General features: G+C 50.6%; 14 protein-coding genes. 13 read left to right on the top strand and 1 reads right to left on the bottom strand.

Annotated elements, in window-relative coordinates:
* The coding region (locus V3U24_07905; GenBank protein ID MEE9167366.1) for an NAD-dependent epimerase/dehydratase family protein at positions 1–660 on the bottom strand (660 nt) is incomplete at its 3' end.
* 359 nt (positions 661–1,019) lie between these two features.
* Between V3U24_07905 and V3U24_07900 the strand changes: the two genes are divergently transcribed.
* The 13 genes from V3U24_07900 (at position 1,020) to atpD (ending at position 10,762) form a co-directional block, all read left to right on the top strand.
* Entirely contained in the window at positions 1,020–1,796 is a 777-nt protein-coding gene (locus tag V3U24_07900; GenBank protein MEE9167365.1) for an AAA family ATPase, read from the top strand.
* Complete coding sequence (locus V3U24_07895) at positions 1,774–2,667, top strand: ParB/RepB/Spo0J family partition protein (protein ID MEE9167364.1); 894 nt, start codon at positions 1,774–1,776, stop codon at positions 2,665–2,667. Before V3U24_07900 ends, V3U24_07895 begins: the two co-directional genes overlap by 23 nt.
* Before the next feature lie 11 nt (positions 2,668–2,678).
* Positions 2,679–3,485, top strand: coding sequence for a peptidoglycan DD-metalloendopeptidase family protein (locus tag V3U24_07890; protein ID MEE9167363.1), 807 nt, complete (start codon positions 2,679–2,681; stop codon positions 3,483–3,485).
* A 30-nt stretch (positions 3,486–3,515) separates the two neighbouring features.
* Positions 3,516–3,875: a polymer-forming cytoskeletal protein gene (locus V3U24_07885; GenBank protein ID MEE9167362.1), complete on the top strand. Its 360-nt coding sequence runs from the start codon at positions 3,516–3,518 to the stop codon at positions 3,873–3,875.
* A complete protein-coding gene (locus tag V3U24_07880; GenBank protein MEE9167361.1) occupies positions 3,866–4,120 on the top strand; it encodes an AtpZ/AtpI family protein in 255 nt (84 codons plus the stop codon). Before V3U24_07885 ends, V3U24_07880 begins: the two co-directional genes overlap by 10 nt.
* Before the next feature lie 10 nt (positions 4,121–4,130).
* Positions 4,131–4,430 carry a hypothetical protein gene (locus V3U24_07875; GenBank protein ID MEE9167360.1) on the top strand — a complete coding sequence of 100 codons (300 nt, stop codon included), beginning with the start codon at positions 4,131–4,133 and terminating at the stop codon, positions 4,428–4,430.
* Positions 4,431–4,499: 69 nt separating this feature from the next.
* Entirely contained in the window at positions 4,500–5,294 is a 795-nt protein-coding gene (gene atpB / locus V3U24_07870) for a F0F1 ATP synthase subunit A (protein MEE9167359.1), read from the top strand.
* 56 nt (positions 5,295–5,350) lie between these two features.
* On the top strand, positions 5,351–5,653 hold the full coding sequence (locus V3U24_07865; protein ID MEE9167358.1) for an ATP synthase F0 subunit C: 303 nt from the start codon (positions 5,351–5,353) through the stop codon (positions 5,651–5,653).
* A gap of 129 nt (positions 5,654–5,782) precedes the next feature.
* Positions 5,783–6,289, top strand: coding sequence for a F0F1 ATP synthase subunit B (gene atpF / locus V3U24_07860; protein ID MEE9167357.1), 507 nt, complete (start codon positions 5,783–5,785; stop codon positions 6,287–6,289).
* Positions 6,279–6,830 (top strand): ATP synthase F1 subunit delta, encoded by a 552-nt coding sequence (atpH, locus tag V3U24_07855; GenBank protein ID MEE9167356.1) that lies wholly within the window; start codon positions 6,279–6,281, stop codon positions 6,828–6,830. The genes atpF and atpH overlap by 11 nt, the downstream gene beginning before the upstream one ends.
* A gap of 15 nt (positions 6,831–6,845) precedes the next feature.
* Positions 6,846–8,411, top strand: coding sequence for a F0F1 ATP synthase subunit alpha (gene atpA / locus V3U24_07850; protein MEE9167355.1), 1,566 nt, complete (start codon positions 6,846–6,848; stop codon positions 8,409–8,411).
* A 9-nt stretch (positions 8,412–8,420) separates the two neighbouring features.
* Positions 8,421–9,314 carry an ATP synthase F1 subunit gamma gene (gene atpG, locus V3U24_07845; GenBank protein ID MEE9167354.1) on the top strand — a complete coding sequence of 298 codons (894 nt, stop codon included), beginning with the start codon at positions 8,421–8,423 and terminating at the stop codon, positions 9,312–9,314.
* A gap of 50 nt (positions 9,315–9,364) precedes the next feature.
* Positions 9,365–10,762, top strand: coding sequence for a F0F1 ATP synthase subunit beta (gene atpD, locus V3U24_07840; GenBank protein ID MEE9167353.1), 1,398 nt, complete (start codon positions 9,365–9,367; stop codon positions 10,760–10,762).
* The last annotated feature ends 81 nt before the right edge of the window (positions 10,763–10,843 follow it).

Below are 10,843 nucleotides of genomic sequence, written 5' to 3'. Positions count from 1 at the left end.
CATGTCTCTGGCTGCGGCGTGAATCATTTCGGAACCGTAGTCGGTCATTCCTCCTGAAGGTAGTGTGACAGCGCTAATGAGTCCGGGGAATCTGAGTGCCCTGAAATCAAGGCGATCGGGATTGGGCTCGGCAGTCAGCCGCTTATAGAAGCGGGAGAAGTATATGCCCAGGCTCTCACAGTAAAGTTTGTTGCAACCGTACATGGTCTCGGGATGTCGATATTCATCTTCGGTTATGCCGCCTGCGTCGTGTCGCTCGCGAGGCCCTCCCATCCCGTAAACGGCAATTGAGCTGGGGAAAAAGAATTTCACGGGTCGTCCCTGACTTTCCGCCTGTTCAAGGGCCAGATGCAGCAGATTAATCATCCCCCCAACATTGACATCGTGGGCCGTCATGGGAGAATATTCCGCCCGGGCGCTCAGGATAGCTGCCAGGTGATAGACTGTGGAAATCTCGTACTCAGCATTGATCCGTTCGAGAAGATTTCGGTCCAGAACAGTTCCCATCACACTCTCCAGAACCTTGTCCCGTATCCGGTCTTCCAGAGGATCGAGATCAAGGCCAACAACGTTGGTCTCTCCTTTGTGGGCCAGGGCGGCGATGAGACCGTGGCCAATCTCACCATTGGCACCAGTAATAAGTGTTACGGGTTTGCGCATCGTGAACGAACTTAATTTACTTATTAACCACAGAGAACACAGAGAACGTCAACATAATATTCAAAAGCTTTAGTATAGTCTATTTGGAGGTTCTGTCCAGAAGTATTTTGGCTAATGTCATACTTTGGTGAACCCAAGATTAGAAGTTCAAAAGTTCCCTCTGTGGCCTCTGTGGTTTTCTACTTATTGGTCCAGACTAAAGGTCAAATGAGGCAATTCAATTTAGCCGAGAGGGAGGTACGCTGCAAGCATATTTTGGCCAGTTCTCGACGAGAAAACCGCCTCTTGACAGGGGAGATCTTCTTGTTTTAGCACCCTCTCCGGCTTAAATTCATTTTGCTTACGTATAAAGAAATTCCATGGGCAAAGTCATTGCATTCGCCAATCAAAAGGGGGGCGTTGGAAAGACAACCTCCGCTGTCAATATTGCCGCGTGTCTGGCAGTATCGGAACGTATGACCCTTCTTGTGGATCTTGATCCTCAGTCGAACGCAACCACGGGAGTGTCTGACCTGGTTGAGCTTGACTCGACCACGATATATGATATACTTATCAAAGATGTCCCGGTGAAAAAAGGAATCCTGCCGACGACCCTATCTCATTTGCACATCATACCGAGTACCCACGATCTCGTGGGGGCGGAGGTGGAGCTTGTGGGGCTGATGGCGCGGGAATACTATCTCAGGGACGCATTACGGCAGATCACGGATGATTACGAGTATGTCTTGTTGGACTGCCCACCGTCTCTGGGTCTTCTTACCCTTAATGCTCTCTCTTTTGCCGATTCAGTGCTCATTCCGATCCAATGTGAGTATTACGCGCTGGAGGGTTTGAGTCAGCTGTTAAACACCATTCGTCTGGTTCAACGGCATTTAAACAGGAAGCTCGATATTGAAGGGGTTCTGGTCACCATGTATGACGGAAGACTCAATCTTTCGAAGCAGGTGGAGAGGGAAGTGCGCCGTTACTTTACTGACAACACCTTCAAGACGGTGGTCCGAAGAAATGTCAGACTCGGCGAAGCTCCTGGCTTTGGAAAGCCAGTTTTATTGTACGAGGCGAATTCACCCGGGGCACAGGACTATCTTATGTTGGTAGAGGAGATGTTGGAGCGTGACAGCAGACAGACTCGGTAAAGGGCTCGGCGCCCTGATAGGTCGCACTTTTGAGGAGACGGCGGGTCCCGAATCGACATTACTGGTTCCTATCGACCGTATCACACCGAACCCGTTTCAACCCAGGCAGGATTTTGAATCTCCCGGGGCCAATAGAAGTCTCGAGGAACTCGCCAACTCCATTCGCGAAAAGGGGATTATTCAGCCCATTACAGTGAGGAGCAAGGGAGATGGATATGAGCTTATTGTTGGGGAACGGCGTTGGCGCGCTGCAAAACTGGCCGGTCTGGAAGAGATAGCCGCACTGATTCTTGAGATTGACAGCGATGTGGAGATGATGGAGTATGCCCTCATCGAAAATCTTCAGAGGGAAAACCTTAATGCCATTGAGGAGGCCGAGGCTTACGCCACGTTAAAGAAAAAATACACTCTGTCTCACGCCGAGATAGCCAGGGCGGTGGGGAAAAGCCGCGTGGCTGTCTCAAATACGCTGCGGCTCCTAAATCTTCCTGAACGGATCAAAGAGAGTCTGAAGCGTGAGGAGATTACAGCGGGTCACGCAAGGGCCCTTCTGGGACTCAAAAACACCCGGGACATGGTGCGACTTTGGAAGAGAATCGTGGAGAGGGATGAGTCAGTTCGGGCAACGGAAGAACTGGTGGCGAATGCAATGGCCGGTGAGAAGAAGGCGATGAGACGCAGCCATCTCCTTTCCGTTCCAAAGTCAGTGGAGATACGGAAAGTAGAGAATGACCTGATTGCGATTCTTGGGACGAAGGTGACGATCCGTGAGAGATCGAAGGGGGGCGTCATCGAGGTGGAGTACTATTCCCAGGATGATCTGCAGCGCCTGCTGGAGCTTTTTGCAGACATGGAAGCGGAGGAGTTCTAAACAGAGGTTTTATGCCGAGCAAAAAGTACACTGCTATTCTCGTGTCAGAGGATTCAGAGACGACGCGTCGATTCAACGTCAGGAGGGGGACCTTTCAGGTTGTTCTCGTCGCCGTAATTCTTGTCACGGCTCTGGTCGTGGCACTGGTCATCTACGCCACGCCGAGAATCCTCGATTACGATCGTATGAAAAAACGTCACCAAACGCTCATGGCAGAGAGAATGAAAGTCACTACGTTGATCCGGGACCTGAATCGCATCAAAGAGATGAATAGCCGTATTGAGAAGGTCCTGGGGATGAACCTGGAACTCTCCTACGAGCAGGTATCGGGTGAATCACTTATCCCGAACCTTTCCCCTCGGGACAACATAGATGCCTTAGTATCTTATCTGGATAACATACCTTCCTACACACCAGTAGAGGGCTTCGTAACTCAGGAATTCTACCGTGACCCTTTGAGCCAGTTGGATGATCATCTTGCCCTGGACGTTGCGGCCAGATCCGGAACGGCGATTCACGCCGCGGCATCGGGTCTGGTGGTATTCTCCGGTTGGACCTATCAAAGCGGGAATCTTGTAATCATGTCTCACGGGGACGGGTACTTCACTTTCTACGGCCATAACCAGATAAATCTTGTGCGTGAACGGCAGTCGGCGGAACGGGGAGAGCTGATAGCCCTGGTGGGTGATTCCGGCATTGCCACTGGTCCCCACCTTCATTTTGAGATTTGGAAAAACGGCGAACCGGTTGATCCGAAAGAGATCATTGCTGAGTATCGGACTCAGTCGTTAATGGGTGAATCACCCGGCAGTTCCTAAGGCATTGTGGCGCAGGACAGCTTGAAACATGTGGAAACAATGATCGGTGAGGATGCCGTGATCCGAGGCGACGTGGTTCTGAATGGAGGCGCCATCATTTCTGGGAAGGTTTATGGGAACGTAACGGCAACCGGTCCCGTGCGAGCTACGAAAACCGCATACATCAAGGGTGACATTACGGCCCAAGACGCATACATTGGAGGAGTGGTTGAGGGGAATCTCAACACTTCCGGAAAAGTGATTCTCCGAAGTCAATCGTCCGTCAGGGGAGACATTGTTTACCGCGAGTTGGTGATCGAGGAAGGAGCCCATTTTGAGGGGAGATGCGACATCGCGTCCCAACATGAGGGTTCTGAAGTCGCAGGAAATTTTCCCACGGAATGGAAGTGACCCCCGACAGGGACAATGAAGCTTTTCTGAGTAAAGTTCTCGAAATATTTTCGAAGACTCTTCGCCAATCGGGTCCTCACATCACCGCCTCTTACACGTTGGTGGGATCCATTCTGCTCATGGGTGCGCTGGGTTGGATCCTTGACAACTGGTTGGACACCTCTCCCTGGCTCTTCCTGGGAGGTATTCTCCTGGGCCTTGCGGTGGGTTTTTATGAGATAGCAAAGGTGGTTTTCAAGCAGTGAATCACTGCCTGTGAGTAGTCTTCTGGTTTCAGCATTGGTAGGGTCGGGAATTCCCCTGGGCATTAACATCCCCACCTTTTTCGTAATGAGGAGAATGGTGACAGAGGATCCCTCGAAGTTGATGAAGGCGAACGTTACGAGTTTTCTTGTGAAGATGACTTTGTACGGAATTATCACGGTCATTGTGGTAACTGTTGTGGAGCTGCACGTCGTTACATTTATCGCCACCTTTTTCGGCGTTTTTGTTCTTCTTCATCTGGCAGAGGCTTTGTATTTTAGGCGATTATTTCTGACCTGGAATTCCAAGTAGAAAAACCCAGTGATAGAGGCGGCAACTCAGACCGAAGCTAACGGAGATTTTGCTGATAGGATTGGACAAATGATACTTGATCATGTGTCCAACAGTGATCCCATCCTGAAGCTGCCAACCGTCTTCGGGATCAACCTGTCCATTACAAAGCATGTGATCATGTTATGGGTGGCAGCGGTCACCGTGTTTACCGTTTTCTATCTTGCCAGCAGGCGTTACCGAAAGGAAAAGTTGCCGGTTCCCACGGGTTTCATGAACGGGCTCGAGACCATGGTAGAATACATAAGGAATCAGGTGATCGTTCCCAACGTGGGGAGGGATCATGCGGCCGTTTGGTCGCCACTTATTCTGACGTTTTTCTTCTTCATTCTCACGTCCAACGCATTGGGACTCGTACCGATCTTTGATCTCATTCCGGGGGGGTCCACCGCAACGGGTAACTTCAACGTCACGGCCGGTTTGGCCACTGTTACTTTTTTTGGAATTATTGCCGCCGGAACCTTTGCCCATGGATTTAGAGGCTACTGGAAAAACCTGGCTCCAGGGGGATATCCGTTTCTCGTCTATTTTATTCTGGTCCCAGTCGAGATTATGGCCATGCTAGTAAAACCGTTTGCCCTGACCATGCGGCTGGCAGCGAATATGACAGGTGGACACATTGCCATTCTGGCAATTATGTCATTTATTTTTATTTTCGCTGACTTATTCAACCCCCTGGCCGGAATTGCCGTGGGAGCCTTTGTCTCTGTACCTTTAGGTGCTGCAATTTCAGGTTTGGAGATCATCATCATTTTGATACAGGCATATGTATTCACGCTTCTGTCTGCAATTTTTATCGGTATGGCCATTCACCCACATCATTGAGATGCGGGAATTTGGTTACGTTGCAGAAGGAATTCAACGATAAGGAGGATATGTCCATGAGACGGTCACCTGTTGTTATGATTGTCTTGATTCTATTGCTTGGTTCGACGACACCTGCTCTCGCTCAGGAAGGGGGATCCACGCTTCACTATTTCGGTGCGGCAATCGGACTCGGTCTAATCGTTGTGGGCACCGGTTACGGAATCAGTCGATTTACTCAGGCGGCAGCGGAGTCAATTGCACGGCAGCCTGAAGCGGCAGCACAAATAACCGCTGCCGTAAACCTTCCTCTGTTCCTCCTCGAAGGAGTGGCGATACTTGGCGAGGTATTCTGCCTGATTATCGCATTGATGAAATAGTCGGGAATCTGCTTCTATTCTGATCGACCGTTCATTTCTTTCAGCGAGCCGTGTCCATAATAATTTGAAGGAGAAGTGTGTCCCTTCGGAGTGGTTAATTGAAATGAGCCAACAAGATTAGGTGACAGTATGGATAATCCCCTCATCCGAATAGAGCCCGGTCTATTCATCTGGACCGTTGTCACTTTTCTCGTGCTCCTGGGCGTTATGGCGAAGTTTGTTTGGAAGCCGCTAACGGATGCGCTCGATCGGCGTGAAAAGCGGATTCGCCAGTCTCTAAAGGAGGCAGACGAAGTCCAGCAGGCAGTGGAGAGAATATCAAAAGAGTATGAAGAAATGCTGAGGAAGGCGAGAGGGGAAGCTCAGGTTATCGTAGCTGAGGGGAAGGCCAGAACCGAAAAGATCAAGGAACGGATGCTTGAAAAAGCCAAGGAGGAGTCCGAACATCTTCGAAAGGAGGCAGAGAAAAGAATTCAGGCGGAGAAAGAAAATGCCCTTTCCGAGATCAGGCAAGAAGTCGTGAATCTTTCCCTGCACGCTGCTTCCAAAATCATCGGCAAGAACCTCACGAAAGAAGATAATCTCTCCTTGATCAATGACTCTTTGGACAAGGTAGACAGGTCTGATGCCAAGTAAAAAACCTCGACAATTTGCCGCTGCGCTTTACACGCTGGCGAGCAAGCACGGGGTTGAAGAAGAAGTCCGAGTTTCGCTGAAATTCGTTTCGTCAGTTTATGAGGGTGAATCGTTCTTTCGACTCTTTTTCTTCACGACGAAAGTGCCACCTGCAGAAAAGGTGAGAATCCTTTCATCGATCCTCGGAATTCAGGTCCACGGAATAGTTTTGGAGTTTCTCGGCTTGCTGGCGGAAAGGAAGGAACAGGAATACTTGACATCCACAGCTTCATCTTTCAACACCCTGTACATGGACCGCATGAATGTGGTCTTTGTTACAGCCTTCACGGCAATACCACTTGACGAAGACGAGTACAAACAGATATACGATAGACTCGAGAAATCCATGGAAAAGGAGATAAGGATGAAGGCCAAGGTTGATCCACAGTTGTTGGGAGGACTGAAGCTGAGAATCGGTAATACATTCCTGGACGGCTCGGTAGCCAAGAGCCTGGAAAAAATGGGGAAATCACTTCTCCGGGGGGTCACCTCCCCCAAATAGTTGAGGTTGAAAGGCATGGCAATTAAGACGGGTGAGATTGCGGCCCAGTTGAGGGAACTCATAGAGCAGTTTGATATCACTGTTGATGTCTCGGAGGTGGGAGAGGTTCTGGATGTGGGGGACGGAATCGCCCGCGTCCGCGGTCTTGAAAATGTGATGTCCGGTGAACTGGTGGAGCTTCCCAACGACGTCTACGGGATGGCCCTCAATCTCGAAGAGGATACGGTTGGTCTGGTCCTTTTTGGGGAAAGTCGCAAGGTGAAAGAAGGGGATCTTGCAAAGAGGACAGGTCGAGTGGTGGAGATCGGTGTGGGAGAGGAGATCGTAGGCCGCGTCATCAATCCCCTGGGTCAGCCCCTTGACGGGAAGGGATCTATTGAGCCCAAGGAGCGTCGTCCCGTGGAACGGAAGGCTTTGGGGGTACTCTCACGGCAACCCGTGAAACGGCCCCTTCAAACGGGTCTCAAAGCGATAGACTCCATGATTCCCATCGGCCGAGGGCAGAGGGAGTTAATCATCGGAGACCGTCAAACAGGGAAAACTGCACTGGCAGTTGATACAATCATTAATCAGAAGTACACCCATGAGACGGAGTCACCGGTTTACTGCATCTACGTGGCCATCGGGCAGAAGGCATCCACTGTTGCTCGGGTTGTTGCTGCCCTTGAAGCTAACGGTGCTCTGAGCTACACAACGGTGATTTCGGCCAGTGCATCCGATCCGTCACCAATTCAGTTTATTGCGCCTTACGCCGGTTGTACTCTAGGGGAATATTTCCGGGACAATGGCATGCACGCGCTTGTCATATATGATGATTTGTCAAAGCATGCGGTGGCCTATCGGCAAGTCTCCCTTCTGTTGCGCCGACCCCCTGGGCGGGAGGCGTATCCTGGCGACATTTTTTATCTTCACAGTCGCCTCCTGGAGCGGGCTTCCATGCTGAACGATGAACTGGGGGGTGGATCATTAACGGCCCTGCCCATCATAGAGACAAAAGAGGGTGATGTGTCATCCTACATACCCACAAATGTTATTTCGATAACTGATGGCCAGATCTATCTGGAACCCAGCTTGTTTTACTCCGGCGTTCGTCCGGCCATCAACGTTGGCATTTCCGTTTCGCGGGTGGGCGGCAATGCCCAGATCGCTGCCATGAAGCAGGTGGCGGGATTCTTGAGGCTCGATCTGGCTCAATATCGTGAATTGGAAGCATTTGCAAAGTTTGGCTCTGATCTGGATCCGGTGACTCAGAAACGGCTGACGCGGGGAGAGCGCCTGGTGGAAATCTTGAAACAGGACCAGTATGTTCCCATGCCTGTGGAAAAACAGGTGGTGGTGATCTTCGCCGGGACGGAGGGGTACTTGGACGACTTGACCATTGACCAGACAAGGGAGTTTGAGGGTGAATTCCTGACCTACCTGGAGGCAATTCACCAAGATTTACTCAATGCAATAACGGAAGAAAAAGAGATCAGTGATGAGACAAAGGGTGGCCTGAAAAAGGCCATAGAGGATTTTCTGAAAGGCTTCGGTTCTCCGGAGGATCTTTCTCCTAACCAGAAAGCGGATACGACTGTTTAGGGTGAACTCTTGGCCAATCTGAAAACCATCCGCCAGCGCATAAATGGCGTAAGGGGCGTCAGCCAAGTGACGAAAGCCGTGAAAATGGTTGCTGCCGCCAGGCTGAGAAAGTCACAGAACAGGATTGAGCAGGCCCGTCCCTACGCTTTCCGCATCAACAGTGTTCTTGAAAGCTTGCTGCCAAACATTGAACGGGGGCTCAACCGCCTTTTGGAAGTGAGACCCGTTGAGAATCTGGGTTTTGTGACAATTACTGCAGATAGGGGATTATGCGCAGGCTTCAATGCCAATATCATCAATCGAGCTACTGAAATAATGGGGCATTACGACCGGAATAGGATCAAACTCATATGCGTCGGAAAGAAGGGGAGCGAATATTTCCGTAAACGGGGTTGGAATGTGATTGGTGACTATGTGGGATTCTGGCGGGAACTCAGTTTCAGCGACGCTGTGGACATAGTCGAAAGCATCACAGCCTTGTATATGCGTCATGATCTCGATCAGGTTCTGGTCATTTTCAATGAATTCAAGAATGTGCTGGAGCAAAGGGTGGTCCCTCTGGAATTCCTTCCTCTTGAGTTGGAGGAATGGGAGGTGGGTGAGATCCCGGGAGAGTATTTGGGAGAGACGCCACCTTCAGGTAAGGAATACCTCTTCGAGCCATCCATCGAGGTTGTCGTCAACTCGCTGGTGCCCAGGCACTTAAATGTCCAGATGTGGCGATATCTGCTGGAGTCCGACGCTGCAGAACAAGCGGCTCGTATGACCGCCATGGACAATGCCACTGAGAATGCCTTGGAGATGATTACTGACCTTACTCTCGAGCTTAACAAAGCGCGTCAGGCTGCTATTACCACGGAGATTCTGGAAGTAGTCGGAGGGGCAAACGCCCTGAAATACTGAGTTTTTTGGACTGAGAACGTTGAAATGATTCGGAACTGAGGGGAAGCCAGATGGAGAAAAAAGGGAAAATCAGCCAGATCATGAGTGCGGTCGTGGATGTCGTCTTTGAAGATAGCCCTCTTCCTGAGATTTATAATGCTCTTGAGGTGGAACGTTCGGGGGAGTCGAAACTTGTTCTCGAGGTAGCTCAGCATTTGGGAGATTCAAGGGTACGGACAGTTGCCATGGATTCCACAGATGGTTTATCTCGAGGCACGGAAGTCACAGACACTGGCGCTCCCATTGCCGTGCCTGTTGGACCCGGGACACTGGGGAGAATGTTTGACGTGACGGGACATCCCATTGATGGGAAAGGTGAGGTTGTAGCAGATGAGCGATGGCCTATCCACCGGCCTTCGCCCCGGCATGTTGACTTAACCACGGATACCGAGATTCTTGAAACAGGCATTAAAGTTATTGATCTTCTGGAACCATATTCAAGGGGTGGCAAGACGGGTCTGTTCGGCGGTGCGGGTGTGGGCAAGACAGTCATTGTAATGGAACTGATTCACAACATAGCCACAGAACATGGTGGCGTTTCCGTTTTCTGCGGAGTAGGGGAACGCACGCGAGAGGGTAACGACCTGTGGTTGGAAATAAACGAATCTGGTGTCATCGACAAAACGGCACTCGTTTTCGGTCAGATGAATGAACCTCCCGGTGTTCGCTTACGTGTGGGTCTGTCAGGCCTCACCATGGCAGAATACTTTCGAGACGAGGGACGCGACGTCCTGCTGTTCATCGACAATATATTTCGTTTCGTCATGAGCGGGTCGGAAGTGTCTGCTCTTCTTGGTCGCATGCCATCGGCAGTGGGTTATCAACCGACACTTTCAACGGAAATGGGGGAGCTTCAGGAACGGATTACGTCTACTACCAAGGGATCCATTACATCCGTGCAGGCTATCTACGTGCCCGCCGATGATCTCACGGATCCAGCGCCGGCAACAACTTTTGCCCACCTTGATGCTACCACTGTCCTGTCCAGACAGATTTCGGAACTGGGGATCTATCCTGCGGTTGATCCTCTTGATTCCACATCGAGGGTTCTGGACCCTCGAGTCCTGGGCGACAGGCACTACAGGGTAGCGAAACAGGTCCAGGAAACCCTTCAGAAGTACAAGGATCTTCAGGATATCATAGCCATTCTCGGCATGGAAGAATTGTCTGACGAAGACAAGACGACAGTGATAAGAGCTCGAAGAATCCAGCGATTTTTCTCTCAACCCTTCTCGGTGGCTGAGGAGTTTACTGGAAAGGCCGGCAGGTACGTGAAGCTGGAAGACACTGTTGAAGGGTTCGATCTACTCGTTAACGGCGAGTTTGATGATCTTCCTGAGAGTGCTTTTCTATATATGGGCACAATAGATGAAGCGGTGGAGAACGCGAAGAAGATTGAGAAAGGATAAAAGAGTGAGAAGTAACAAGTGAGAAGTAACAAGTGGCAAGTATCAAGTGAGAAGTGACAAGTGAGAAGTGACGACAGGTGA

It is taken from the genome of Candidatus Neomarinimicrobiota bacterium (assembly GCA_036476315.1).
Taxonomy (GTDB): Bacteria; Fidelibacterota; Marinisomatia; order Marinisomatales; family S15-B10; genus JAZGBI01.
The sequence above is the reverse complement of the archived record's forward strand: the minus strand, read 5'-3'. Positions and strand labels throughout refer to the sequence as shown.

Excerpts from the sequence above, each read along its gene's own strand:
- atpF (MEE9167357.1), top strand. The coding sequence starts at position 5,783 with ATGGATAATCCCCTCATCCGAATAGAGCCCGGTCTATTCATCTGGACC.
- V3U24_07900 (MEE9167365.1), top strand. The coding sequence starts at position 1,020 with ATGGGCAAAGTCATTGCATTCGCCAATCAAAAGGGGGGCGTTGGAAAG.
- atpB (MEE9167359.1), top strand. The coding sequence starts at position 4,500 with ATGATACTTGATCATGTGTCCAACAGTGATCCCATCCTGAAGCTGCCA.
- atpH (MEE9167356.1), top strand. The coding sequence starts at position 6,279 with ATGCCAAGTAAAAAACCTCGACAATTTGCCGCTGCGCTTTACACGCTG.
- atpD (MEE9167353.1), top strand. The coding sequence starts at position 9,365 with ATGGAGAAAAAAGGGAAAATCAGCCAGATCATGAGTGCGGTCGTGGAT.
- V3U24_07880 (MEE9167361.1), top strand. The coding sequence starts at position 3,866 with ATGGAAGTGACCCCCGACAGGGACAATGAAGCTTTTCTGAGTAAAGTT.
- V3U24_07865 (MEE9167358.1), top strand. The coding sequence starts at position 5,351 with ATGAGACGGTCACCTGTTGTTATGATTGTCTTGATTCTATTGCTTGGT.
- atpA (MEE9167355.1), top strand. The coding sequence starts at position 6,846 with ATGGCAATTAAGACGGGTGAGATTGCGGCCCAGTTGAGGGAACTCATA.
- V3U24_07890 (MEE9167363.1), top strand. The coding sequence starts at position 2,679 with ATGCCGAGCAAAAAGTACACTGCTATTCTCGTGTCAGAGGATTCAGAG.